This window comes from Nocardioides sp. NPDC087217 (assembly GCF_044744805.1).
In the GTDB taxonomy this organism is placed as follows: Bacteria; Actinomycetota; Actinomycetes; order Propionibacteriales; family Nocardioidaceae; genus Nocardioides.
Genome location: NZ_JBIUZB010000002.1, coordinates 586,750 through 610,403, shown reverse-complemented (window position 1 = coordinate 610,403; position 23,654 = coordinate 586,750). Strand labels below are relative to the sequence as shown.

At 70.2% G+C, this 23,654-nt stretch carries 22 protein-coding genes and 1 tRNA gene; 8 read left to right on the top strand and 15 right to left on the bottom strand.

The window, feature by feature from the left end; translation table 11 throughout:
* Positions 1-11 precede the first annotated feature (11 nt).
* Together ACIO3S_RS10260 and ACIO3S_RS10255 are read right to left on the bottom strand one after the other, a co-directional pair.
* Complete coding sequence (locus ACIO3S_RS10260; protein WP_400462578.1) at positions 12-482, bottom strand: DUF6325 family protein; 471 nt, start codon at positions 480-482, stop codon at positions 12-14.
* A 132-nt stretch (positions 483-614) separates the two neighbouring features.
* A complete protein-coding gene (locus ACIO3S_RS10255) occupies positions 615-1,424 on the bottom strand; it encodes a class II glutamine amidotransferase (RefSeq protein WP_400462575.1) in 810 nt (269 codons plus the stop codon).
* Between the two features lie 364 nt (positions 1,425-1,788).
* Here ACIO3S_RS10255 and ACIO3S_RS10250 point away from each other — a divergent pair, with 364 nt between their 5' ends.
* Positions 1,789-3,669 carry a glycoside hydrolase family 15 protein gene (locus ACIO3S_RS10250; protein WP_400462572.1) on the top strand — a complete coding sequence of 627 codons (1,881 nt, stop codon included), beginning with the start codon at positions 1,789-1,791 and terminating at the stop codon, positions 3,667-3,669.
* A 167-nt stretch (positions 3,670-3,836) separates the two neighbouring features.
* Here the strand turns inward: ACIO3S_RS10250 and ACIO3S_RS10245 are convergent.
* The 3 genes from ACIO3S_RS10245 to ACIO3S_RS10235 all read right to left on the bottom strand — a co-directional run bounded on the left by ACIO3S_RS10245 (position 3,837) and on the right by ACIO3S_RS10235 (position 6,494).
* A tRNA-Pro gene (locus ACIO3S_RS10245) sits at positions 3,837-3,910 on the bottom strand.
* A 125-nt stretch (positions 3,911-4,035) separates the two neighbouring features.
* On the bottom strand, positions 4,036-5,826 hold the full coding sequence (locus ACIO3S_RS10240; RefSeq protein ID WP_400462569.1) for a histidine kinase: 1,791 nt from the start codon (positions 5,824-5,826) through the stop codon (positions 4,036-4,038).
* Positions 5,823-6,494 (bottom strand): response regulator, encoded by a 672-nt coding sequence (locus ACIO3S_RS10235; protein WP_400462566.1) that lies wholly within the window; start codon positions 6,492-6,494, stop codon positions 5,823-5,825. The genes ACIO3S_RS10240 and ACIO3S_RS10235 overlap by 4 nt, the downstream gene beginning before the upstream one ends.
* A gap of 154 nt (positions 6,495-6,648) precedes the next feature.
* Here ACIO3S_RS10235 and ACIO3S_RS10230 point away from each other — a divergent pair, with 154 nt between their 5' ends.
* Complete coding sequence (locus ACIO3S_RS10230; RefSeq protein WP_400462563.1) at positions 6,649-7,056, top strand: hypothetical protein; 408 nt, start codon at positions 6,649-6,651, stop codon at positions 7,054-7,056.
* A complete protein-coding gene (locus ACIO3S_RS10225; RefSeq protein ID WP_400462560.1) occupies positions 7,053-7,373 on the top strand; it encodes a hypothetical protein in 321 nt (106 codons plus the stop codon). The genes ACIO3S_RS10230 and ACIO3S_RS10225 overlap by 4 nt, the downstream gene beginning before the upstream one ends.
* A gap of 26 nt (positions 7,374-7,399) precedes the next feature.
* Here ACIO3S_RS10225 and ACIO3S_RS10220 read toward each other — a convergent pair whose 3' ends face one another.
* On the bottom strand, positions 7,400-8,113 hold the full coding sequence (locus ACIO3S_RS10220; RefSeq protein ID WP_400462557.1) for a FadR/GntR family transcriptional regulator: 714 nt from the start codon (positions 8,111-8,113) through the stop codon (positions 7,400-7,402).
* 123 nt (positions 8,114-8,236) lie between these two features.
* Between ACIO3S_RS10220 and ACIO3S_RS10215 the strand changes: the two genes are divergently transcribed.
* From ACIO3S_RS10215 to ACIO3S_RS10205, 3 genes are all read left to right on the top strand, one after another.
* The gene (locus ACIO3S_RS10215) at positions 8,237-8,737 is read left to right on the top strand and encodes a gluconokinase (protein ID WP_400464600.1); all 501 of its coding nucleotides are present in this window, start codon (positions 8,237-8,239) and stop codon (positions 8,735-8,737) included.
* Positions 8,734-10,134, top strand: coding sequence for a GntP family permease (locus tag ACIO3S_RS10210; protein WP_400462554.1), 1,401 nt, complete (start codon positions 8,734-8,736; stop codon positions 10,132-10,134). The genes ACIO3S_RS10215 and ACIO3S_RS10210 overlap by 4 nt, the downstream gene beginning before the upstream one ends.
* A gap of 81 nt (positions 10,135-10,215) precedes the next feature.
* A complete protein-coding gene (locus ACIO3S_RS10205; RefSeq protein WP_160023719.1) occupies positions 10,216-10,791 on the top strand; it encodes a hypothetical protein in 576 nt (191 codons plus the stop codon).
* Between the two features lie 46 nt (positions 10,792-10,837).
* On the opposite strand, the gene ACIO3S_RS10200 is transcribed toward ACIO3S_RS10205, so the two are convergent.
* A complete protein-coding gene (locus tag ACIO3S_RS10200) occupies positions 10,838-11,332 on the bottom strand; it encodes a VOC family protein (protein WP_160023721.1) in 495 nt (164 codons plus the stop codon).
* A 114-nt stretch (positions 11,333-11,446) separates the two neighbouring features.
* On the opposite strand from ACIO3S_RS10200, the gene ACIO3S_RS10195 reads away from it, so the two are divergent.
* On the top strand, positions 11,447-11,938 hold the full coding sequence (locus ACIO3S_RS10195; RefSeq protein ID WP_160023723.1) for a MarR family transcriptional regulator: 492 nt from the start codon (positions 11,447-11,449) through the stop codon (positions 11,936-11,938).
* 73 nt (positions 11,939-12,011) lie between these two features.
* On the opposite strand, the gene ACIO3S_RS10190 is transcribed toward ACIO3S_RS10195, so the two are convergent.
* On the bottom strand, positions 12,012-15,803 hold the full coding sequence (locus tag ACIO3S_RS10190) for a S8 family serine peptidase (protein ID WP_400462549.1): 3,792 nt from the start codon (positions 15,801-15,803) through the stop codon (positions 12,012-12,014).
* A gap of 116 nt (positions 15,804-15,919) precedes the next feature.
* On the opposite strand from ACIO3S_RS10190, the gene ACIO3S_RS10185 reads away from it, so the two are divergent.
* Positions 15,920-16,951 (top strand): helix-turn-helix domain-containing protein, encoded by a 1,032-nt coding sequence (locus ACIO3S_RS10185; RefSeq protein WP_400462547.1) that lies wholly within the window; start codon positions 15,920-15,922, stop codon positions 16,949-16,951.
* Here the strand turns inward: ACIO3S_RS10185 and der are convergent.
* From der to thrS, 7 genes are all read right to left on the bottom strand, one after another.
* Positions 16,948-18,333, bottom strand: a complete 1,386-nt coding sequence (der, locus tag ACIO3S_RS10180) for a ribosome biogenesis GTPase Der (RefSeq protein WP_400462544.1) — start codon at positions 18,331-18,333, stop codon at positions 16,948-16,950. The genes ACIO3S_RS10185 and der overlap by 4 nt on opposite strands.
* The gene (locus ACIO3S_RS10175; RefSeq protein WP_400462541.1) at positions 18,326-19,066 is read right to left on the bottom strand and encodes a lysophospholipid acyltransferase family protein; all 741 of its coding nucleotides are present in this window, start codon (positions 19,064-19,066) and stop codon (positions 18,326-18,328) included. The genes der and ACIO3S_RS10175 overlap by 8 nt, the downstream gene beginning before the upstream one ends.
* The gene (gene cmk, locus ACIO3S_RS10170; protein ID WP_400462538.1) at positions 19,063-19,758 is read right to left on the bottom strand and encodes a (d)CMP kinase; all 696 of its coding nucleotides are present in this window, start codon (positions 19,756-19,758) and stop codon (positions 19,063-19,065) included. The genes ACIO3S_RS10175 and cmk overlap by 4 nt, the downstream gene beginning before the upstream one ends.
* A 10-nt stretch (positions 19,759-19,768) precedes the next feature.
* Positions 19,769-20,869 (bottom strand): prephenate dehydrogenase, encoded by a 1,101-nt coding sequence (locus ACIO3S_RS10165; RefSeq protein ID WP_400462535.1) that lies wholly within the window; start codon positions 20,867-20,869, stop codon positions 19,769-19,771.
* 102 nt (positions 20,870-20,971) lie between these two features.
* Positions 20,972-21,370, bottom strand: a complete 399-nt coding sequence (locus ACIO3S_RS10160; RefSeq protein ID WP_400462532.1) for a VOC family protein — start codon at positions 21,368-21,370, stop codon at positions 20,972-20,974.
* Positions 21,367-22,170 (bottom strand): helix-turn-helix domain-containing protein, encoded by an 804-nt coding sequence (locus tag ACIO3S_RS10155; RefSeq protein WP_400462529.1) that lies wholly within the window; start codon positions 22,168-22,170, stop codon positions 21,367-21,369. The genes ACIO3S_RS10160 and ACIO3S_RS10155 overlap by 4 nt, the downstream gene beginning before the upstream one ends.
* A 105-nt stretch (positions 22,171-22,275) precedes the next feature.
* The gene (gene thrS / locus ACIO3S_RS10150) at positions 22,276-23,535 is read right to left on the bottom strand and encodes a threonine--tRNA ligase (RefSeq protein WP_400462526.1); all 1,260 of its coding nucleotides are present in this window, start codon (positions 23,533-23,535) and stop codon (positions 22,276-22,278) included.
* Between the last annotated feature and the right edge of the window lie 119 nt (positions 23,536-23,654).

Sequence of the window (23,654 nt, the reverse complement as noted above, 5' to 3'; positions counted from 1 at the left end):
TCAATGGCATGTCAGTCCTCCTCTTCAAGATCTGCTTCGATGGCTGCGAGAATCGCCTGCACCGGAATACGGCCACTCGCGACGAGCTGTCCTCCGGCGTGGCGCACCGCGGATCCGAACGGGGCGGCCCAGGTGTTCTCCCAGACCAACAGCGCGGCGGTGCTGCCCGGCGCGACGGCCGCCGAGACGGACTCGACGTCCTCCTGGCTCAGCAGGTTGGCCATCGCGGTCTCGTAGTCCCGGATGCCGCCGATCTCGCCGTCGTCGAGGTCGCTGATCTCGAACGCATCGAACGATCCGTCCTCCTCCTTGCGGATCATCAGCAGATCGAGGATCCGGATGATCCCGCGGTCGACCAGGTCCATCAGTGTGGGCGCGATCTTGCCGTTGAACCGGCTCCCGGGGAACTCCACCACGATCCAGTCGACAGGACCGAGCTCGTCGAGGGATTCGCTCTCGTGCACGGTCTCCTGGTCGGTCATGCCACCACCTGCTCTACTGGTTGCGGGCACCTCTGCGGCACCTCGTCCCTGTCATCATCGGCGGCGGATCCCTGTCCAGGCGTCATCCCATGTGGATGACCCGGAGACATGGAACTCCCTCCGCCAGATGCGTCAGTCCAGGGCACGGACAGGCGACGGTGAGAACTCCTGCAGCTCCTCGCGGCCACCCCGGACGATGAGGCAGGAGGACTCCGGCACCTCCCGCCACGCCCCGCGCAAGTCCCCCAACGGCTCGGACACTACGAGGCGTGCGTCATCGGAAAGCTGATGCAGTACTGGGTTGTCGGGGTATTGGAGACGGAGTGTGGCGACGTCGGTGTTGTGGAACAGCGATCGGGACCTACCCTCGCTGGAGTACCGGAATGCCCACGTGGTTTCCCCGTCGGTGGTCGCCACCGACATCTGGATCGGGTATTCGACTCCGTGGCGTCGCCCCGTCTCCTCGATGAGGCCAACCGCCTGAGCCACCGCGTCCGGCGGGTTCTCTTGGAGTCCGAAGGTCAGGGCGAGGAAGAAGAACAGCTCCGAGTCCGTCGATCCCTCGATGTCGGGGAACAGCCCAGGCTCGACGGCCATGGTCAGGTCGCGCTTCAGCAACGGGAAGTCGGCGATGGCCCCGTTGTGCATCCACAGCCAGCGGCCGTGACGGAAGGGATGGCAGTTGGTCTGCTGGACCGCCGTGCCGGTCGTCGCTCGGATGTGCGCGAAGACCCGACCGGCGGCAGCGTGGGCCGAGAGCTCGCGGAGGTTGCGGTCGTTCCAGGCGGGCTCGATGCTGTGGTAGATCCCTGGGGTGTCCTGGGCGCCGTACCAACCGACACCGAAGCCGTCACCGTTGACCGTCTCCACGCCCAGCCGTGAGTGCTTGCTCTGCACCACGAGCGAGTTCTCCGGCTTGAACAGAAGGTCCTCCAGGAGCACCGGCGAACCTGAGTATGCGAGCCAACGACACATGTCGATCTCCCTTCTCCGCCCCCGACACACATCGGAGCGCGACTGCTCCAGTACAACGGCGAAGGCGGGCCCAGCGGATCACCCGTTTCGGATAGGGCGGACCCGAACCGGCCAGTTGTCCTGGAGCGGAGATACAGGGTGAGCCCCTGTCTGCCATCCACCCGTCAACGGTGGGGCCAGGGCGCCGACAGCTGTTTCATCCCTAGTGGGTGACGTCGGTGGGGCGCCGGGGCACGAGAATCGAACCACCGATGCTGACGGCGAGCGGTGTAGCACCCGGCGGGCGTCTGCCCGCCGGCGACACCCCTCCTAGGAGGACAAGGAGAAGCTCATGGCCGAGCAGCCCTCAATCGCCGACCACGCCATCATCGGGGACCTGCAGACCGCGGCGCTGGTGGCGAGCAACGGCGACGTCGATTGGTTCTGCACCCCGCGCTTCGACTCGCCGAGCGTGTTCGCGTCCCTGCTCGACGCCGACCGCGGCGGCCGCTTCCGGATCGCACCGGAGGGAGACGGCCACCTGACCAGGCAGAGCTACCTGGGCGACTCGGCGGTTCTCGCCACCCGGTTCATGGTCGAGGCGAGCACGAGCTCGGTCATCGATTTCATGCCGATCTCGGATCCCGCGGTGGCCCGGGATCAGCACACGATCGTCCGCGTCGTGCGAGGCGTGCGCGGGCGGACGCGGTTCCGGATGTCGTGCGCGCCCCGCTTCGACTACGGCCGTGCCTCCCACACGGTGGAGGTGACCCCTTCGGGGGCGGTGTTCGAGTCGGATGGCACCCGACTCGTCCTCCAAGCGGGGGTACCCCTCGAACAGGTCGGCGACGACGTGGTGGCGTCGTTCGAGGTCGAGGAGGGCCAAGACGTCGGTTTCGTCCTGGAGACGGCCGGGGACGGGCCCCGCCGCGTCGAGGAGGGAGAGGTGCTCGCGGCGCTCGAGGGCACGGTCGGCTTCTGGCGCTCATGGTTGGCGCACTCGACCTACCGGGGGCGGTGGCGCGAGATGGTCAACCGTTCCGCCATCACCCTCAAGCTGCTGACCTACGCCCCGACAGGCGCACCGATCGCGGCGGCCACCGCCGGCCTCCCCGAACAGCTGGGGGGAGAGCGCAACTGGGACTACCGCTTCACGTGGATCCGAGACTCGTCGTTCTCGGTACGGGCCCTGCTCGGTCTCGGCTTCACCGAGGAGGCCGCGCAGCTCGCCCGCTGGGTCGGGGACCGGGCGCGCGAATCCGCAGCCGCCAACGAAGCCGTTCCCCTGAAGATCATGTACCGGGTCGACGGCTCCCCCGACCTCGTCGAGGAGACCCTCGATCACCTCAGCGGCTACAAGGAATCGCGCCCGGTCCGGATCGGCAACGGGGCTGCCGACCAGATACAGCAGGACATCTACGGCGAGTTCGCCGACTGCGCTTACGAGGCCGACCGGCTGGGTGCGCTGCCCGCCAGCTACGAAGGCCTCCAGACGTTCTCCCGGATCTTGAACTGGCTGTCCGAGAACTGGGACCAGCCCGACGCGGGCATCTGGGAGACACGCGGCGGTCTCCAGTCGTTCACGTACGGACGGGTGATGTGCTGGGTCGCCTTCGACCGCGGGATCCGGCAGGCCACGAAGTACGGGCGAGGGCGAGCAGCCGACATCGCACGGTGGACGGCAGCGCGCGAGGCCATCTACGAGCAGATCATGACCGCCGGCTGGCACGAGAAGCGCCAGGCCTTCGTCCAGCACTACGAGACCGACGTGCTCGACGCCTCCGTGCTCCTGGCGCCGGTCGTCGGCTTCATCTCCTCGCAGGACCCGCGGTGGCTGTCGACCCTCGATGCCATCGAGGAGGAGCTGGAGACCGACAGCCTGGTCTACCGCTACGACCCGGCCGCCTCACCCGACGGGCTGCACGGGTCGGAGGGGACCTTCTCCATCTGCACCATGTGGTACGTCGACGCCATGGCCCGCGCCGGACGGGTCGAGAAGGCGAGGTTGGCGTTCGAGAAGATGCTCACCTACGCCAACCACGTTGGCCTCTACTCCGAGGAGATCGCCGTCAACGGAGAGCAGATCGGGAACTTCCCGCAGGCCTTCACCCACCTGTCGTTGATCAACGCTGCGCTCACACTCGACGCCCAGCTCGACCTCGCCGGCCGACCGGGTCACGTCTCCGGCGACGGCATCGCCGCCCTTCTGGACGAACGCCGACCCCCGCCGTGACGCTGGGCTACCTGCACCCGGAGCACAACCTCGACGGCCGGTGGAGACGCATTTCGACCTGGTGGTCCCAGCATGGGCCGATGGCCCCGCCGACGGGCAACATGGTGAACCTCGCGGACAGACGCAAAAACGCCCCTGACCTGCATGAGCAGGTCAGGGGCGATCTGTCGGGCTGACAGGATTTGAACCTGCGGCCCCTTGACCCCCAGTCAAGTGCGCTACCAAGCTGCGCCACAGCCCGAAACTGCGAGTGGATTTCTCCGCTCGAAGCGCTCCGAACATTACCGCACGGCCTCATGCGCTCACCAATCGGTATCCCCCTCCGGCGCGTCATCGACCGCGACCGGCGATTCGGAGCAGCCGCGGTCAGCCTGCCGGCGACAAGGGCAGCGCGGCGACCACGCGGCCGCCGCCGTCGGCGTACCCCGCCTCCAGGGTGCCGCCGAGCTCTTCGGCGCGCTCGCGCATCGAGGTCAACCCGACGCCACGGGTCCACGGATTTCCGACCGTGCCGTGGTCGCACACCGCGACCCGCAGCTCGCCGCCCTCGACACCGAGAGTGGCCTCGGCGACCTGGGAGCCGCTGTGTCGAGCGACGTTGCGGAGGGCCTCGACCGTGATCCGGTACGCCGCGACCTCGACGGCCGCGGCGAGCGGTGGGAGGTCGGCGGCGGTGATCGTGATCCGCATCGACCGGCCGTCCGGAGTACGCAGCATCTCGGCCTGCTGGCGTACGGCCGAGACGAGGCCGAGCTCGTCGAGCGCCGGAGGTCGCATGCCGTAGACCAGCTCCCGGATCTCACGGATCGCCGTGCCGGTCTCGGCCCGGAGCGCGCGCAGCAGACCGGCCGCCGATTCGGGGTCCTCGCGCATCGTGTTGCGCGCGGCGTCGGCGGTGAAGGCGATCCCGGAGAGCCGCGGGCCGAGACCGTCGTGGAGCTCCCGTCGAAGCCGCCGCCGCTCCTCCTCGATGGCGCTGACCGTCTGCTCACGCGACTCCTGCAGCTGGTCGGCGAGCATCCGGGCGCGCAGCAACTGCGCGAGCAACGGGCGGGCCAGGTCGAGGACGTGCTTGTCACCAGCAGTCAGGGCGAGGTCACCGGCCCGAAGCCCGACCACGAGCTCGCCGGTGCGACCGTCTCCGATGTCCAGGGGCAGCGTACGGGTGTGGGTGACGGCCGTGCCCGAGGTGGCCATCACGACGCCCTCGACCCGGAGCTCGCAGTAGGAGAGCACGAGCGCCTCACGGATCACCCGCAGTGCCAGCGCGGGGTCGTCGCCGATGTTCTCGGCGACGTGGCCGGCGGCGCCGAGCGGGTCCGGGCGGATGCCGAACAGCAGCTCGTCGATGACGCCTCGCATGGCGACCTGCAGTGGGTGGAACAGGGCGGCGGCCAGCGCCGCGGCGAGCGCGATCGTGCCCACGCTCGGTGGGCGGCCGCCGAGCAGCTCCAGGACACCCTCGATCGTGGCGTAGATCGCCATGTAGGCGACGACGGCCGTCAGAAGCACGACGGCCTGGACGACGAGGCCGCGTACGTCGACGACCTCCGGCCTCCTGAGCCCGACGTACATCGCCGGACCGACGACGGCGAAGAGCGCGAACCCCGCGCCGTACACGATCCCGGCTCCGGTGCTCCGGCCGGGCACACCGTCCAACGCGAACGCGATGAAGAAGAAGACGACGCCGGTGCTGGCCAGGCTCAGGCCCATCCAGGTCAGCGCCCGGCGGTCGGTCCCGTCGCTGCGCTCGAGCTTCCACCAGGTGTGGAGGAGGCAGGTCACGACGAGCGTGGCCCCGGTCGACAGCAGCACCCCGGAGGAGCCCCATGGCCCGGTCAGGCTCAGCGAGGCGACCGCGAACAGGCCGGCTCCGCCGACGACCACCAGGGCCACGAAGTCGACGGGGTTGCGCCAGCGCAGTCGGGGGTACGCCGTCACCGCCAGCGGCAGCAACAGGGACCCTCCGACGACGAAGGCCCAGGTCGCGAAGTCCGGCTCCGCCCGCCAGGTGAGAGCGCCGCCGAGGACGGCGAGCCCGCCGAGAGCGAGCGGCACCCCCGATGCCACGGCCCGAGACCTGCCCAGCATCGCCGCGCCGCTGACCAGCGTGCTGAGCCCGAGCACCGCGATGCCGACGAGCTCGGGGTACGTCATGGCGCCCGGCCACCTTCACCCCGGCCGCTCTCCCCCAGCCCGCCCTCGCGAGCCCGGATGATCGCAGCGGCGCGGTCGGCCACCTGGAGCTTGGCGAAGATGCTGGTGAGGTGGTTGCTCACGGTCTTCGGCGACAGGAACAACTGCTGGGCGATCGCGCCGGTGCGCGACCCGGTCGCGAGCAGGTCGAGGATCTCGCGCTCCCGGTCGGTCAGCTCGGGAAACGGGACCTCGACCCGGGCAGGTGAAGCACTGAAGTGGGCGAGAATCCGCGCCGCGACCCCTGGCCCGAAGATCGCCTGGCCGGCGACGACGGCCCGTACCGCTCCGACGATCTCGTCCTGCTCGGCGCCCTTGAGGAGGTAACCGCGCGCGCCGGCCTGCATCGCGGTGAACACGGTCGCGTCGTCGTCGTACATCGTCAGCATGAGCACAGCGGTCTCCGGGACCGCGGCCCGGATCCGCCGCGTCGCCTCGACCCCATCGAGCACCGGCATCCGTACGTCCATCAAGATCACGTCGGGGCGGGACAGTTGGACCTCGCGCACCGCCGCCTCGCCGTCACCGACCTCGCCCACGACCTCGAGCCCGTCGATGGTGTCGAGCAGCGCGCGCAGCCCGCCGCGCACGACCGGGTGGTCGTCGGCGAGCAGGATCCGCACGGTCATGCACTCATCATGACGCCACCCGTGCGCGCCGTCCCGGGAACTGTTTCCCGTCATGACCGGGATGCCTCGGGAACGACGCGGGTGGTTCGGAACTGACCGAGGGAATTCCGGAAGGCGCAGGTTTGGGGCACACCCACTCACCCAAGGAGTCACCATGAGCACCATGACCACTCGCCGCACCGGGCACAGCACCCGCCAGAAGGTCGGCCTCGTCCTGGCCGGTCTGATGAGCGCCGCCAACATCCCGAGCGCGCTGTTCCCGGCGCCCGAAGGCGACGCCGGGCCTCCCATCGGCGTCCTCGTCGCCGGCTCGATCCTCGGCGTCATCGGCCTGGCCGCGGTGATCGCCGCCTGGCGCGGCAACCGCGTAGCCGCGCGGATCGCTGCCGGCGCCATCATCATCGTCACCCTGACCGGGCTGCCGGCGTTCTTCGTGGAAGGCATTCCCGCGCCCATCAGGATTCTGGTCGGCGTATCGGTCCTGTGGACCGTCGCGGCGGTCTACCTGATGTTCTCCGCCCCTCGCCGCTCGACGGCGTTCGACGGAGGCGAGCCCCGATGATCGCGGTCGTCACCGTCCTGGCCGCCTTCGCGCTCGGCTACTTCCTGCGGTCCCATCTGGCCGCCAACACCGCCTATGCGATCGCCTATCTATGGGCGTTCGTCTTCCAGACCCTGTACCTGCTGCTCGACGCACTCTCGCCGAACGCCTCTGCTCCGGCGTTCGAAGCGGGCGAGTTCCCGCTGTCGTACGGGGTGCTCACCCTCGGAGTCTTCGCAGCCGGGTTCGGGCTGGTCGCGCTCGGCCGGTACGTCGCGGTGCGGCGCGGCAGGACCGTCTCCTCCCGACAGCGCAGCAAGGTCGCGTTCACCGACTGATGCCGCCGTGAAGCCGTCGTGGTCCGTCAGTCCTCAGCAGAGGCGAGGGCTTCGGCGGCTTCGTCGATGATGGCGCGCATGGCTTCCTCGGCGGCTGCCGGGTCGCCGTTGCGTACCGCGATCGCCACCTTCTCGTGCAGCTCGATGGCGGTGGGGTTGGGCTTGTCGGGCATCAGGTGGTGGTGCGTACGTCCGGCGAGGAGCTCGGCGACGAGGTCCCCGAAGGCGGCGAGCATGTCGTTGCCACAGGCGTTGAGCAGGACGCGATGGAAGGTCGTGTCGGCCTCGAGATAGGCCTCCAGGTCGCCGGCGGCGGCGTGGACGACCATGTCGGCCACGGATCGGGCCAGCTCGCCGTGGTGCTGGGGCTCGGCCCGCTCGGCGGCGAGGCGGGCCGCGATCGGCTCGAACCCGAGCCGGAGCTCGGAGAGCGACAGCAGCTGCTCGCGCCGGCCCTCGCCGTCGAGCCGCCAGCGGATGACCAGCGGGTCGAAGACGTTCCACTCCTGCCGCGGGAGGACGGTGATGCCGACACGTCGCCGGGTGGTGACCATGCCCATCGCCTGGAGAACCCGTACCGACTCCCGTGCGACCGGGCGCGAGACGTCGTACGTCGCCTGGATCCCCTCCAGCGTGAGAACGGACCCTGGCGGCAGCTCGGCAGAGACGATCCTGCGTCCGAGCGCGTCTCGGACGCTCTGGTGCAGTCGATGTACGGCATCACCGCTGGAAGTCGTCACTGCGGCATCGTCGCACAATCCCGACCCGTCGTAATCAGAATCCGTTATGACACTTCGCCTTGCCAAACGGATGCCTTTTGATGCACCCTGTGACGCGTGACACAGAACCCTCTCCTCGTCGTCATGGGAGTCTCCGGCTCCGGCAAGTCGACCGTCGGCGCTGCGATCGCCCAGCGCCTCCGGGTCCCCTTCGCCGACGCCGACGACTTCCACCCGCCGGAGAACATCGCGAAGATGGCCTCCGGTCGTGCGCTGAACGATCACGACCGGCAGCCCTGGCTGGAGACGCTCGGTGGCTGGCTCGCCGAGCACGAGCAGACCGGCGCGGTGCTGAGCTGCTCGGCGCTCAAGCGCAGCTACCGCGATCTGCTCCACAGCCGCGCCCGCGGACTCCGGCTGCTCCACCTCAGCGGCACCCCGGAGGTGGTCGAGGCGCGCCTCGCCGCCCGTGCGGGGCACTTCATGCCGCCGTCGCTGCTGCGCTCGCAGTTCGCGACCCTCGAGCCCCTCGCTCCCGACGAGCAGGGCACGACCATCGACATCGACCAGGACATCGACGCGATCGTCGACCGCTTCCTCACCACCATGAACCCGACCTCGAACCTGACCAGGGAGTCCGCATGAACATCCTCGCCGCCGCGACCGAGCCGGTCGCCCCGGTCGCATCAGGAGGCGTACTCCTCGCCGCCGCGCTGGCCTCGATCGCCCTGATCGTCGTCCTCATCACCTACGTCAAGCTGCACCCGTTCCTCGCGCTCCTGCTCGGCGGCATCGCGGTCGGTGTGCTCGCGGGACGCAACGTGATGGACGTGATCACCTCCTTCGGTGAAGGCTTCGGCGCAACAGCGACCAGCGTCGGCCTGCTGATCGCGCTGGGTGCGATGTTCGCCAAGCTCCTCTCCGACTCCGGTGGTGCCGACCAGATCGTCGACACGATCGTGGGCAGGTCCTCGGTTCGTACGCTGCCGTGGGCGATGGCGCTCGTCGGGGCGATCATCGGCCTGCCGATGTTCTTCGAGATCGGCCTGGTGCTGCTGATGCCGGTCATCTACCTGGTCGCCCGTCGTGCACAGGTCTCGCTGATCACCGTCGGCATCCCCACCCTCGCGGGCCTCTCGGCGATGCACGGCCTGGTGCCGCCGCACCCGGGTCCGCTCGCCGCGATCGGCGCGCTCCAGGCAGATCTCGGCACGACGCTCGCGCTCGGCGTACTGGTCGCCATCCCGGTCATCATCGTCAGCGGGCCGCTGTTCGGCCGGCTCGCCGGCCGCTGGGTCGTCGTCGAAGCACCGCACACCTACGACGCCACTCCGGTGGGCGGCCCGGGAGCCGCCACAGCCACCGATATCCGTCGCCCCTCCTTCGGCGTCACCCTGTTCAGCGTCCTGCTGCCGCTCGTGCTGATGCTCGCCAAGGCGATCGTCGACATCGTCATCAACGACCCCGAGAACCAGCTCCAGCAGGTCTTCGACGTGATCGGCTACCCGCTCGTCGCGCTCACCATCGCGGTCATCGTCGCCATGTTCACACTCGGCCGCGGGTCCGGGATGGACCGCCGCCAGATCGCCAAGACGGTCGAGATGTCGCTGCCGCCGATCGCGGGCATCGTGCTCATCGTCGCCGCGGGTGGCGGGTTCAAGCAGTCGCTGATCGACACCGGCATCGGCACCCAGCTCGCCGACTGGGCCCAGGGCTCCGGCGTGTCCGCGATCGTGCTGGCCTGGGTGCTCGCGGTCCTCATCCGCCTCGCCACCGGCTCCGCGACCGTCGCCACCATCACCGCCTCGTCGCTGGTGGTCGACCTGGTCGCCAACATGCCCGCCGCCGAGGTCTCGCTCGTCGTGCTCGCCGTCGGTGCCGGCTCGGTGTTCTTCTCCCACGTCAACGACGCCGGGTTCTGGCTGGTCAAGGAGTACTTCGGCCTCGACGTCGTCCAGACGATCAAGTCCTGGTCGCTGATGGAGACGGTGCTCTCCGTGTCCGGTCTGGTGTTCGTGCTGGCACTGAGCATGGTGATCTGACACCCGCCCTCACGAAACTGTCGGTGCTGTCCGACACAATCACTCCTGACACATGGATCACACCCACCACAGGAGCTCACCGTGTCGGATACACCTTCCCCATCCAACACAGCCCCGTCGGACCCGGCCCCCAGCAAGCTCGACCCGATCTCCCGCAAGGGCACCCCGGCCCATCGCACGAAGTCGAAGCGGGAGGGCGCCGGGCGGCGCCAGGGGATGCCGGTGCAGGCGATCAGCCTCTCCGTGCCGGCATCCCTGGCGGCGCAGTGGAAGACCTACAGCCAGGAGGTGCCGCGTTCGCTGGTCGACGTCATGCTCGACGCCGTCGCGGCGACCCGCCCCCGGCTGCCGGTCCTGCTGCGCGCCCACCAGGCAGCGCTGCGCGAGAAGACCAGGCCCGTCTCCGACGGCACCTTCATGCGCACGGTTCCTCAGCCGAAGCGGCTCGAGGACCCGTACGTCACGATGCCCCTGCGTCTCCTGGCGACGAATGTCGACGTGCTGGACGCCATGGTCCACGAGATGGCCGCGGAGTCCCGCTCGCAACTGGTCGTGGTGGCGCTGACGGCGTGGCTGGCCGACCGGCGGGCCGAGGAGCAGGTCTACGCCGAGCAGCTCGAGCTCGAGGTGCCCGAGGACCCGTTCGACCGTCCCTGAGCGCGGCCGGGACTGGGCCAGTGCCCCGTCCCGGCTGCGCCTTGCCTCAGAGCACCTTGGTGCCGTACATCTCCCCCAGCGGGTCGGCAAGGAGCTCGAGCCGCTCGCCGTCGGGCCCCATGAAATAGAGCGAGGACTTGGACTCGACCATGTAGTCGACGCCCGCGGCGTCGAGCTTGGCGCGCAGGTAGTCCCACTTCTCAGGCGTCACCGAGATCGCGATGTGGTGCAGCCCGCCGAGCACCTCGGCGTACGGGCCCAGGTCGAGCCCGGGAAGGGTGAAGAAGGCCAGCAGGTTGCCCGCCCCGACGTCGAAGAAGAAGTGGTCGGAGCCGGCGTAGTCGCGGTTCTCGAAGATCTCGGTCAGGGGGAACTCCAGGAGTCCCTGGTAGAAGTCGATCGACCTGCGTACGTCCGAGGAGAGCAGCGCGGCGTGGTGGATCCCGCGAGCCGTGCTGGCCGGTCGGGCGCCCTCCTCACGGAGGTACTCCTTCTTGATCCGCTCACGGTCCTTCGTGATGAAGTCCATGTCGATGCTCATCGTGCTCTCCTCATGCCATGACGTCTCGGATCCAGTCTAGTTTCTGCGTCAACTGTTGCCGGAGGCGGGCGGTGGTGCTGAAAGCACGAGCTACGACTCGGTAAGGTATGCCTCATGGATGAGGTCAAGTGGCTCAGTAACGACGAACAGGTCGCGTGGCGTGCCTGGCTCGCCGTCAACGCACAGCTCACTTCGCGGATGAACCGCGACCTCCAAGCCAAGAACGGCCTCTCCCTCGCCGACTACGACGTCCTGGTCAACCTGACCGACGTCCCCGACCGTTCGCTGCGGATGTACGAGCTCGGCGACAAGCTGCAGTGGGAGAAGAGCCGGCTCTCGCGCCAGGTGATGCGGATGGCCGCGCGCGGCCTCGTCGAGCGCCGCGAGTGCCTCGACGACCGTCGTGGCGCCTTCGTCGACCTCACCCCGGCCGGGCTCGAGGCCATCAAGGCCGCTGCTCCTGAACACGTGAAGCTGATCCGCCAGGTCATGTTCGACGCCTTCACCCCCGAGGAGGTCGCCGCTCTGACCAAGCTCTACCAGGGCGTGCTCGAGCGCCTCGAGGTCTCGCCGGCCCGCGCCGCCGCGGACGGCTCCGCCGCCTAGCCCGCAGGCCCCCGACATAGAACAAGGCCCGCAAGTCACCCGATGGTGACCTGCGGGCCTGTTCGTTGCGCTGCTAGCGCTTCACCCCGAAGGCCGAGACGACCTTCTGGGTCACCGTGTTGCCGGCGTCGTCGCGGGCGGTCGCCCGCAGCGAGACCAGGTCGGCGCCGCGCGCGGGGATGCGCAGGCGCGTCTCCCACCGGTCACCGTCCTTGCGCAGCTTCACCGCGGTCCAGGTCGAGCCGCCGTCGTAGCTGACCTGCAGCGTCGCCCCGGAGACCGAGCCGGCCCTCGGAGCGCCCGGCACGGTGTAGGGCACGACCGCGAACGGGACCTCGGCTCCCGCACGCACCGTGCCGTCCAGTGCCGTGTCCACGTCGTAGTCGAGCTGGAGCAGCGGCAACGGCGTGCCGTCCTCACCAGGAACGGCTTCATCGGCCAGGTCGGCGACGAACGTCCAGGACGTACGAGTGCTGGTCGAGTAGCGGTGGGCGTCGCCGGCCGCGTCGGTGTCGATCTCGAAGCGGTACGTCTGCGGGCCCTCGGCAACGGGGACCGCGGTCTGGACCGCCTGCCCGATGTTCTCTCGCACCAGGGTGTCTCCATGGAAGAGGCGGGAGGTCACCGGGGTCTCGCCCCAGGGGAACCCACCGGTGATCCCGGCCGGGCCGCTGGCGTTGGCGACGTTGACCTGGAACCAGTCACCGTTGTGTCGTGGACCCCAGTAGCCGTCGCCCGTGCGGGGCGCGGTCACCGGAGCGAACCAGTTGCGCACCGTGGTGCTACGCGGCTCGTACGCCTGGCGCACGCCCCGCTGCTCCCAGGTGCTCTCGTGGTCCACGTTCTCGTACCAGGTGACGCCGTCGTAGGTGGTGACGTAGTCGGTCCGATCGGTCGCCGTGGGCTGTAGCGCCCGGACGCTGAGGCACGGCGGCCACTGGTAGTCGCGGCAGTCGGCGCGGTCGTCTACGGCGAGCCGCTCCTGGGTGTCGTGGTAGCGGCTCTCCACGGTGGCCAGCTGCCGGGTGGTCGGCGCCAGCGCGAGCTCGGCCGGGATCTCACCGGGCCAGCTCTTGGAGACGTCGTAGAGGTAGGAGGGGAACTCGACGGCCTTGCCCTCCAGGGTCACCGTGCCCTTCGCGGCGGCCGCCAGGAGCTTCTCGCCCTGAGCCGACCGCACCGAGACGACGGGCAGGTCCTCCTGGGTGACGAAGTCGACCAGCGGCCCGGGACGGTCGTTGACGACGATGAGCAGCGCCGCGCCGGCGGCCCGGGCCGCGGCCTCCCGCTCCTCGGCGGTGACGGCGTCGTCCCTGGTCACGAGCACGGCGCGGCCCTTGGCGTCGACGTCCTCGTAGTCAGCGGACGTGCCCTTGCCGGCGGCGACCGCACGCAGCGACACCCGGCCGTCGAGCCTGGTCGAGCCGAGCTGGTAGACCGGGTCGAAGGCGAGTGCCCGCGAGCTGCGCGCCGTCACGTCGAGCGCCGGCTCGATGGCCCGCCAGCGTACGGCGAAGTCGAACTCGGCGCTGCCGACGGGGCCGGTGGCCTCGGCGTAGATCGAGTCGACGTCGACCGGGACGGCGTACGTGGCGCCGAAGGTCGCATAGAGCCCGCCGATGCCGGAGTCGTTGAAGAACTGGAACCGGCGGTAGGCGACGTCGCTGTCCTTGGGCGTCTTCAGGGTGAGCTCGTCGGCCTTCCGGGCGTCGAGCACGAGGGACTGGTCCTTGTCGGTGACGACGACCTGCGGGTCGCCGACCAGCGCGACGCCGGTCGAGCCGGGTCCCTGGGAGCCGGCGACGTCAAGGAACGCCGTGGCCGAGTACGTGCCGGGCTGCAGGCGCTGGGTCGGCACCGTGCCCGTGGCCGGGTCGATCGGCAGGCTGCTGACGAACTGGTCGCCGTAGCGGTAGAAGTCGACGTAGCCGGCGGCCGGCTCGCCGGACCGGTCGAGCGCGGTGATGTCGAGGCCGTAGCGCTCCTCCTCCTTGACGAGCGCGGTCGCGGTGCGCACGGTGATCTCGCCGGAGGTGGCGACGACGGCACCGCTGTACTTACCGGCGAGCGGGGCGTCATCGGCGTCGGCCGTGATCGTGACCTCGGCGCTGCCGCCGGCCGGGACCACGACCTCCTCGGCGGAGAGCGAGACGAGGTCGCTCGCCTTGCCGTCGGGGCCGACGACGTCGGTGCTCAGCGCGAGCGTGACGTCGGCATCGGTGGAGTTGGTGTAGGTCACGGTGCCGTTGGCGGGCTCGTCGCCGTCGTGCGGCCAGCCGTAGAAGCCGAGGAACCCGTCGCCGGAGCCGTCCACGCCGTCGAGCGCGGCGGGCACGTCGAGGCGGCCGGTGCCGACCTCGTACGCCGGCGCGTCGATGTCCGCGGCCGAGGAGACCAAGGCGTTCTTGAGCTGCTCACCGGTGAGGTCGGGGTGGGCGCCCTTGAGGATCGCGGCCGCTCCCGCGACGTGCGGGGTGGCCATCGACGTACCGTCCATCGAGCGGTACCAGCCCTCGCCGGACGACTGCTGGGAGCGGGCAGCGAGGATGTCGACGCCGGGCGCGGTCAGGTCGGGCTTGATCGCGTGGTCGCCGACCCGTGGGCCGTAGCTGGAGAAGTCGGCGCGTACGTCACCGTCGTCCACCGCGCCCACCGTGAGAGCGGCATCCGCGGTGCCCGGGCTGCCGATCGATCCCTCGGCGTAGCTGTTGCCGGCCGCGACGACGAACAGGGCACCGGTCTCCTCGCTCAGCGCGTTGAGCGCCTGCGCCATCGGGTCGGTGCCGTCGTTGAGGCTGGAGTCACCGAGGCTCATCGAGACGACGTCGGCGTTCGCCGCGCCCCACTCCATGCCGGCGATGATCCAGGAGTCCTGGCCGTAGCCGGCGTTGTCGAGGACCTTGCCGACCAGCAGGTCGGCGCCAGGGGCGACGCCCTTGTAGAGACCCTCACTGGCCGCGCCGGTGCCCAGGACGGTGGAGGCGACATGCGTGCCGTGCCCCTGCACGTCGCTGGTGGCCTCCTCCCCCGGGACGAACGACTGCGCCTCGTCGACCTGGTCGGCGACGTCGGGGTGGGTGGCGTCGATCCCGGTGTCGAGGACCGCGACGGTCGCGCCCTTCCCCTCGAAGCCCGCGGCCCACGCCTCGGGGGCACCGATCTGCGCGGTGCTGCGGTCCAGGGTGGTCTCGGCCTTGCCGTCGAGCCAGATCTTCTCGACGCCGCCGCCGAGCTTGCCGGCCGGACCTGCTGCCCGCGCGGACGCCCCGCTGTCGGTGGCCACAGCCGACCAGAACGTGGACGACTTCTTCTTGCTCACCGCCACGGCGTCGGCGTCGATGCTGGGCAGGTCGAGCGTACGCTCGGCGCCCGGCAGCTTCGCCGCCTTGGCACGGGTCGGGGCCTGCTCCAGGATCAGCGGAGTGGCATCGACGGTCTCGTCGTCGTAGCTCATCTCGAGGAGCCCGGTGACGTCGAAGAGCCGGCGGTCGAGCGTGCCCGCGGCCAGGTAGGGCTTGGCAGCGGTGGGGATCGCGTAGAGGTGGTCGCCCACCTGCTGGGTCTCGATCGCACCGGCGGCGGCGTCGAACCCGAGGGTCAGGACTCCGTCGTCGGTCGCGGTCACGTCGATGACGTCACCGGTCACGAGGGTGATCGTGGTCCGTCCGTCGTCGAGGGCGGGCGTACGGGGCGCCGTGCCGGCGGCGGTGCTGCCGGCGTCGGTCCGAGTGCCCTCAGGCGTGGGGTCGGTGCCTGGGGTCGCATGCGCGCTGGTGGCCATGGTCGCGACCAAGGCGGTCGCCGCAGCAGCTGCCGCGACGGCCTTGGTGGCGGCCGAGAGGCCGGATGTGGTTGGGGGTCTCATGGAGATGGACCTTGTCAATGGGGCGCGACAGGCGACAAGAGCGATGTCGTGGCGGTTTTGCGGCATGGCGAGACTCCGTCAGCACCGGAACATCCGGGTTGTGTCGCAGAAGTGCCATGCTCGGCCTCGTGCTCGGTCTGACCCCCGATGAGACCCTCGCCTACGGCGAGCTCATCACCATGCCCTCCGCCACCGCCGCCGAGTTCGCGGCCGCCCTCAGCGCCTTCGGGACGTCACCGGGAGAGGCGCATCTGCTGCTGCGCCGCCTCGAGGAGCACGGCCTGGCCGCCCGGATCACCGGCGACGAGCGGCGTTTCGCCGCCGCCCCGCCCGCGATCGCGCTCGGCGCGCTGCTCGCCCGGCAGCAGGACGAGGTGCGGCAGGCGGAGATCGAGCTCAGCCGCCTCGACGAGGCCTACCGGGTGGCGGCTGCCGGCCGCGGACCCACGGACGTGGTCGACGTCATCCACGGCGAGGACGCCGTCCGGCACCGGTTCGAGCAGGTCCAGCTCGGCGCGCGCGAGCGCGTCGACGCGTTCGTACGCCCGCCGGTGATCGTGACCTCCAGCCAGGAGAACTCAGCAGAGAACAAGGCCGTCGCGCGGGGCGTGCACTACCGGGTCGTGGTCGAGCGCAGCATGCTCGAGAGCCACGACGTGACCGTCGACGAGGCGATCGAGGCGACCGACGCGGGCGAGGAGATCCGCTTCGCCGACCAGGTGCCGCTCAAGCTCATCATCGTCGACAGGCGGCTCGCCCTGATGCCGCTGACCTCCTCGGGCGACGTCGTCGGCGCGCTGCTCGTCCGCGAGAGCACCCTGCTCGACGCCCTGATCGCGCTCTACGAGAACGTGTGGGACCAGTCGACGCCCATGCTGGTGGGGACCTCCGGCCTCACCGGTGACGTCGCGCACCAGGTCGACGACGAGGACGCGCAGGTCCTCGGGCTGCTGCTCGCCGGGCTCACCGACCAGGCCGTCGCCAAACAGCTCGGTACATCGCTGCGTACCGTGCAGCGCAGGGTGCGAGCGCTGCTCGACCTGGCCGGCGTGGAGACCCGCATGCAGCTCGGCTGGCACGCCGCGAACCACGGCTGGGTGCAGGTAGGGGCGGACGGTCAGCTGACGCCCGCCCCACCTGGGGACTAGCGCTTGCGCTTCTCCCGAACCCGCTGCTGCAGCACGATCGGGGTGCCGACGAAGCCGAACTCCTCGCGCAGACGGCGCTCGATGAAGCGCTCGTAGGAGGCCTCGAGCTTGCCGCTGGTGAACAGCACGAACGTCGGCGGCGCGGTCGAGGGCTGGGTGCCGAAGAGGATCTTCGGCTGCTTGCCGGACCGGACCGGGTGCGGGTGCTCGGCGACGAGGCGGCCGAGGAACGAGTTGAGCGCGCCGGTGCCGATCCGCGTCTCCCAGCCCTCGAGGGCCTTGTCGAGAGCCGGGACCAGCCGGTCGACGTGCCAGCCGGTGCGTGCGGTGATGTTGATCCGCGGGGCCCACTGCACCTGGACGAGATCGCGCTCGATCTCGCGGTCGAGCTGCCAGCGACGGTCCTCGTCGACGAGGTCCCACTTGTTGAACGCGATCACCAGCGCCCGGCCGGCCTCGCGGACCGTCTGCAGGATGCGGATGTCCTGCTCTGAGATCTTCTCGCCGCCGTCGAGGACGAGGACGGCGACCTCGGCGCGGTCGATGGCGGTGGTGGTGCGCAGGGAGGCGTAGTACTCGTGGCCCGAGGCCTCCTTGACCCGCTTGCGGATCCCGGCGGTGTCGATGAAGCGCCACTCGCGGCCGCCGAGCTCGATCAGCTCGTCGACCGGGTCGACGGTGGTGCCGGCGACGTTGTCGACGACTGCCCGCTCCTCCTGAGCCAGCTTGTTCAGCAGGCTCGACTTGCCCACGTTGGGCTTGCCGACGAGCGCGATCCGGCGCGGGCCACCGATCTCGGTGCCCTCGGGAAGCGGCGGCGGGTCGGGAAGCACCGCGAGGATCGCGTCGAGCATGTCGCCCGAGCCGCGGCCGTGCAGCGCGGAGACCGGCCAGGGCTCACCGAGCCCGAGGTTCCACAGTGCGGCGGCCTCGGCCTCGGTGCGCATGTCGTCGACCTTGTTGGCGGCCAGGACGACCGGCTTGCCGGACTTGCGCAGGATGCGTACGACTGCCTCGTCGGCGTCGGTGATGCCGACGGTCGCGTCGACCACGAAGAGGACGGCGTCGGCTAGCGAGACCGCGATCTCGGCCTGGGCGGCGATCCGCTCGGCCAGGCCCTGGGCGTCGGGGTCCCAGCCGCCGGTGTCGACCAGCGTGAACGCCTTGCCGTTCCAGTCGGCGTCGTAGGAGACGCGGTCGCGGGTCACTCCGGGTACGTCCTGGACGACGGCCTCGCGACGACCGATGATCCGGTTGACCAGGGTCGACTTCCCGACGTTCGGGCGGCCGACGACCGCCAGCACCGGCAGTGGGCCGGCCGGGGTCTCGTCGGTCTCGGTCAGGTTTCGTACGTCCTCGTACGAAACGTCGGGGTCAGTCATTGTTCTCCTCGCTAGGTAGCGGACCGGGCAGTTCGCGACCGGTCAACGCCAGGGCATGGTCCTGTTGGACCTGCATGTGCTTCTGGAGCAAACCCGAGACATGCCCGACTTGTTCCCTGGTACGCGGCCAGCCTACGCGCTCGACGTGGAAAGGCTCGCCATAGACGATGTCGATCTGAGCACCTTTGTGTGGCAGCGACGAGACGCCGCCACCCGGATCGCGGCTGCCGAGCATCGTCACCGGCACCACCGGAGCACCCGAGGCGAGGGCGAGATAGGCGGCGCCGCGGTTGAAGTGGGACAGGTCGCCCGCGCCGCGGGTGCCTTCGGGATAGATGCCCATCGCGTTGCCCTCACGCAGCACTCGCAGCGCCATCTTCACCGCCGCCGGGTCGCTGCCGAACCGGTAGAGCGGGATCTGACCCGCCCAGCGCAGGAACGGGCCGAGGAACCAGTGCTCGAACATCTCGAGCTTGGTCAGCGCGTGCACCGGACGCGGTGTGAAGATCGCCAGCAGCGGACCGTCGATGATGCCGATGTGATTGGAGGCGAAGACGACCGGCCCGGTCGCCGGGATGTTGGCGGTCTCGTGCAGCCGCACGTCGAACCGGCGCCGGATCAGCCATCGGGCGTAGACGTTGATGTGGTAGAGCGCCCACCGGCTCGGATGCGGGACCCCGTCGGTGCGGGGAAGCTCGGTGCGGGGTGTGCCCGCGGGCGGGCTCGCGCTCACTCCCCCGCCTTCTGAGCGAGGTCGACGACGAGGTCGATGACCTCCTCCAGCGTGTACGGCGTCGTGTCGAGGTGAGTGGCGCCCTCCGGCACCGCCGCACCGCCCTTGGTGGAGTCGATCTTGTCGCGGTTCTCCAGCGACGCTCGGACGGCCTCCGCGTCGGTGCCGCCCTCCTCGGCCGCGCGGCGCGCGGCGCGTGCGGCGGGGTCGGCGGTGACGTACAGCTTCAGGTCGGCCTGGGGCCAGACCGCGGTGCCGATGTCGCGGCCCTCGACGACGATGCCGGAGCCGGCGGCGAGCGCATCCCGGATCTCCTGCTGCTGGAGCGCGATCAGGCGGGCACGGACCTCGGGGACGGTCGCGACCGGGGAGACCGCCGCGTTGACCTTGTCGCTGCGGATCTCGACCGAGACGTCGGCCCCGTCGAGGGCGATCGTCGGGGCGAGCGGGTCGGTGCCGGAGGTGATCACCGGCTTGCCGGCCGCGGCGGCGATCGCGTCCGCGTCGTGCACGTCGATGTCGTTGCTGAGCATCCACCAGGTCATCGCCCGGTACATCGCGCCGGTGTCGAGGAAGCGCATGCCCAGGCGGTCGGCGACGCCGCGCGAGGTGCTCGACTTCCCGGAGCCGGAGGTGCCGTCGACGGCGATGACGATACGGGCGGGTTCAGTGGTGGGATTGCTGCTGCTCACGGGCGGGAGCCTACCGGTGAGCGACCCAACCCCGGGACTCCAGAACCGCCTGCATCCGGTCGGCCGCGTCGTCGGCCACGATCAGCTCCATGACACCGACCGGGCGACCGGGGTCGTGGTCGATGCGTACGTCCTCGATGTTGACGCCGCTCTCCCCCGCGTCGGCGAAGAGACGGGCCAGGTTGCCGGGCTCGTCGGGCACCGTGACGTAGATGGTCGCCTGCGCGGTCTGCGGCCGGCCGTGCTTGCCGGGGATGGCCCGGGTCCCGGCCTGCCCCTCCTTGAGAAGTACGTCCAGGGCGGCCGCGTCACCGTTGCCCACCGCCGCGATCATCTCGTCGAGCTGGGCGCGCACCTCGGTGAGCAGGTCGGTCACGGCCCGGGCGTTGCCGGCCACGATCTGGCCGTAGAGGCCAGGATCGCCGGCGGCCACACGGGTCACGTCGCGTACCCCTTGACCGCTGAGGCCGAGGTGTCCCTCGGGCGCCACCGCCAGGCGGCCGGCCACGAGGGCGGCCATCAGGTGCGGGACGTGCGAGGTGCGGGCGACGGCCTGGTCGTGGTCCTCCGGGCTGAGGGTCAGCGGAACGGCTCCGCACAGCGTGGCGAGCTCGCCGACGAGCTCGGTCGCCTCGGGGTCCGCCTCCGTGTGCGGCGTGACCGCCCAGGGCCGCCCCTCGAACAGCGTCGCGGTCGCGGCCAGCGGCCCGGAGCGCTCGCTGCCGGCCATCGGGTGCCCGCCGACGTAGCGCCGTACGTCGCCGGGGCTGTGCTCACGGACGTAGGCCAGCGGCGAGGCCTTCACGCTGCCGACGTCGGTCACGATGGCGTCGGGGCTGTCGGCGAGCGCTCGGGCGATCACCTCGCCGAGGTGCGCCGGCGGGACCGCGACGACGACCAGCTGCGGCGTGTCGCCGGGCCTGCGGCGGCGGCCGGCCCCGAGGCCGGTCGCGGTGCGCACGTGACTGGCGACCGAGTCGCTCAGCAGCACGTCGAGTCCGGCGGAGGCGCAGGCGAGCGCGACCGAGGTGCCGAGCAGGCCGACACCGACGATCTCGACCGGGCCGGTCAGAGTCGACAGCCCTCCCCCTGCGTGCCCGGTCTGTGTCATGCCCCCAAGGCTAAACGGTCGGTGCCGCCGGACCCTCCTCGTCTCAGCGCCTGTGGTGCGCTATCGCGACCGGCGACCAGGGTGTGCGATATCGCGTCGCGATCACGAAGGCTGGTAGCTGCCGATGGACCAGGAGTTGCCCTCGGGATCGGTCACGGTGCCGCCGCGGCCGCCGTAGTCCTGGTCGACCATCGGCCGGTCCACGGTGGCGCCGGCGGCGACCGCCTTGTCGAAGACGGCGTCGGGGTCGTCGGTGACCAGGTAGGCGGAGGAGACACCGGTGTTCTTGATGCCGCCGTCCTCGCGTACCTGTCCGAACATCAGCCCGCCTCCTCCGGGCCAGAGCCACTCCGCGTGGTGCACGATGCCGCCCTCGCGGTAGGTGGCGTGCTCGACGAAGCCGATTGCGCTCAGCCACGTCATCATCGTCTCGGCGTCCTGGAACGCCATCGACTGCCAGTACTTGATCTTCGTTACGTCGGTCTTCTGCTCAGTGCTCATGCATCCGAGTCAACCGCCGATGTGTAGGCCAGGTCTTGAACGAATGGGAACTCCTCGCGCAGCCACGTCGTCGGCGTACACCCGCCGAACTCCTGCCACTCCCGCGTCAGGTGCGCCTGGTCGGCGTAGCCGCACACCGTTGCTGCTTGAGCCAGCGGCATCCGACCGACGAGGCCGCGGGAGCGGTCGAAGCGCGCCAGCCGCTGGAACTGCTTGGGCGCCACGCCGGTCTCGGCGCGTACCAAGTCGCTGATCCGCCGGCGGCTGTAGCCGACGTCATCGGCCACCTCCTGCACTCCGGCTCCCCCGGTCAGCAGCGCCAGCGCACGGCCCACCTCGGCCCTCGGTCCGGGCTCGCCGTGGCGCGCCAGCGCCTCGACCAGGCCGGTCACCACCAACCGCGCCCACTCCCGCGGATCGGCCTCGGCCAGCCGCTCCGGAAGATGACGTACGCCGCCAGGTGCCGCGACCTCGTCGAGGGCGAGGAGCTCACCGCGCCACGCCGCGGCCGGCATCCCGAACAGCGCCCGCACCCCCGCGGTTGTCAGCCCCAACTGTACGCCGCGCTGGTAGCCGTGGTGATGGATCGCCGCCGGCCGGGTGTGCAGCCCGGAGACCAGCGACCACGCCGTCACCGGCTCCGTCCCTCTCCCCCACGAGGTCACCAACGGCTCGTCGACCGGGAGCACGAAAGTGATCTCGGTCGACGGCATCCCCCGATGCACCCCCGGCGCCCCGAAATCCACGTCGTAGGTGACCAGCGAGGTGACATAGGGCCGCAGCACCTCCGGCACGGTCATATCTCGATGGTGCCACGCTCGACGCGGGTTGCCCATGCACTATCGCGGCCGGCGAGGACGGTGTGCGATAGCGCTGAGCGGTGATGGTCGTGACGCCCACAGATCTCACCACGACACGCCAACCGCCCGAGACTCATACGCCGCCTTCATCCGCGCCACCAGATCAGCAACATCGACTCGCCGCTCGACACCGGCTGCGACGTCGCGTACCTGAACCTGCCCGCCATCGGCCTCGACCGACCCGAGGACCGCGATCAGCGGCTCCCGCCGGCGACGAGACTCGCGGATCCGAGCACCGAGCGAGCCGTCGGCGTCCAGACGCGGACGGAGCCCCTCGGCGACGAGCGCGTCGACGAACCCGCGGGCAGCGGCGTCCTGATCTGCGGAGACAGGGAGGACGGCGATCTGGACAGGCGCCAGCCACAGCGGGAGACGACCCTGGTAGCGCTCCAGGAGGGCAGCGGTGACGCGCTCCATCGACCCGACGGTGCCTCGGTGGACCATCACGACCCGCTGCTGGGACCCGTCGGCGGCGTCGTAGGTGAGGTCGAAGCGCTCGGGCTGGTTGAAGTCGACCTGGACGGTGGCGATGGTCTCTTCGTGTCGAAGCGGAGCCCGAGACGATCCACTCTGTCCCGCGGGGTCGATGACCTGCAGGTCGAGCTTGGGACCGTAGAAGGCGGCCTCGCCCGGCGCCACCACGACCTCGACGCCGACCTCAGCCGCCGCCTTTCTCAGCGCCTCCTCGGCGCCGTCCCACTGCTCGACGGAGCCGAGGTAGGACGGGGAGGCGTCGCGGAGGGAGAGGCGTACGTAGTCGACCTGCAGACCGAGGATCGCCTGTGCCTTCAGCGCCGACCGCAGCGCCTTACCCGCCTCCTCGGCCACCTGGTCGGGGCGGCAGAAGACGTGGGTGTCGTCGAGGTTGATCTGGCGTACCCGGCTCAGCCCCGAGAGCACCCCGGAGCGTTCGGCGCGGAACATCGGGGCGAGCTCGTGCAGCCGGATCGGGAGCTCGCGGTAGGAGTGCTGGCGGGCCTTGTAGACCAGCGCATGGTGCGGGCAGTTGGCCGGACGGAGCACGAGGTCGTCCTCGTCCGAACCCGATCCCATCGACATCGGCGGGAACATGTCCTCGGCGAACTTCGCCCAGTGACCCGAGCGCTCGAAGAGCGCGCGTTTCCCGAGCACCGGAGTCTTGACCGGTACGCAGCCGTCGGCCCGAGCCAGGTCGGCGGCGAGCCGCTCCAGCTCGGCGAAGATGACGGCCCCGTCGGGCAGCCAGAGTGGCAGCCCGGATCCGGCCAGCGGGTCGGTGGCGAAGATGGCGAGGTCGCGGTTGAGGTCGCGATGATCGAGGTTCATGGTGTGCTCCTGGGTCGAGGTCCCGGAGCACAGCCACCAGAGACGAGAACCGCCCCGGAGCGATGCTCCGGGGCGGTCTGCGAAAAGTGGACAGCAGGTCAGCGCCGGAGTGGGTCCGG

Coding starts and splice junctions, on each gene's coding strand:
- ACIO3S_RS10165 (WP_400462535.1), bottom strand. CDS start 20,869: ATGACACAGACCGGGCACGCAGGGGGAGGGCTGTCGACTCTGACCGGC.
- ACIO3S_RS10225 (WP_400462560.1), top strand. CDS start 7,053: ATGATCGCGGTCGTCACCGTCCTGGCCGCCTTCGCGCTCGGCTACTTC.
- ACIO3S_RS10195 (WP_160023723.1), top strand. CDS start 11,447: ATGGATGAGGTCAAGTGGCTCAGTAACGACGAACAGGTCGCGTGGCGT.
- ACIO3S_RS10235 (WP_400462566.1), bottom strand. CDS start 6,494: ATGACCGTGCGGATCCTGCTCGCCGACGACCACCCGGTCGTGCGCGGC.
- ACIO3S_RS10215 (WP_400464600.1), top strand. CDS start 8,237: ATGGGAGTCTCCGGCTCCGGCAAGTCGACCGTCGGCGCTGCGATCGCC.
- ACIO3S_RS10185 (WP_400462547.1), top strand. CDS start 15,920: ATGCTCGGCCTCGTGCTCGGTCTGACCCCCGATGAGACCCTCGCCTAC.
- ACIO3S_RS10250 (WP_400462572.1), top strand. CDS start 1,789: ATGGCCGAGCAGCCCTCAATCGCCGACCACGCCATCATCGGGGACCTG.
- der (WP_400462544.1), bottom strand. CDS start 18,333: ATGACTGACCCCGACGTTTCGTACGAGGACGTACGAAACCTGACCGAG.
- ACIO3S_RS10260 (WP_400462578.1), bottom strand. CDS start 482: ATGACCGACCAGGAGACCGTGCACGAGAGCGAATCCCTCGACGAGCTC.
- ACIO3S_RS10210 (WP_400462554.1), top strand. CDS start 8,734: ATGAACATCCTCGCCGCCGCGACCGAGCCGGTCGCCCCGGTCGCATCA.
- ACIO3S_RS10200 (WP_160023721.1), bottom strand. CDS start 11,332: ATGAGCATCGACATGGACTTCATCACGAAGGACCGTGAGCGGATCAAG.
- ACIO3S_RS10230 (WP_400462563.1), top strand. CDS start 6,649: ATGAGCACCATGACCACTCGCCGCACCGGGCACAGCACCCGCCAGAAG.
- ACIO3S_RS10240 (WP_400462569.1), bottom strand. CDS start 5,826: ATGACGTACCCCGAGCTCGTCGGCATCGCGGTGCTCGGGCTCAGCACG.
- ACIO3S_RS10155 (WP_400462529.1), bottom strand. CDS start 22,170: ATGACCGTGCCGGAGGTGCTGCGGCCCTATGTCACCTCGCTGGTCACC.
- thrS (WP_400462526.1), bottom strand. CDS start 23,535: ATGAACCTCGATCATCGCGACCTCAACCGCGACCTCGCCATCTTCGCC.
- ACIO3S_RS10160 (WP_400462532.1), bottom strand. CDS start 21,370: ATGAGCACTGAGCAGAAGACCGACGTAACGAAGATCAAGTACTGGCAG.
- ACIO3S_RS10190 (WP_400462549.1), bottom strand. CDS start 15,803: ATGAGACCCCCAACCACATCCGGCCTCTCGGCCGCCACCAAGGCCGTC.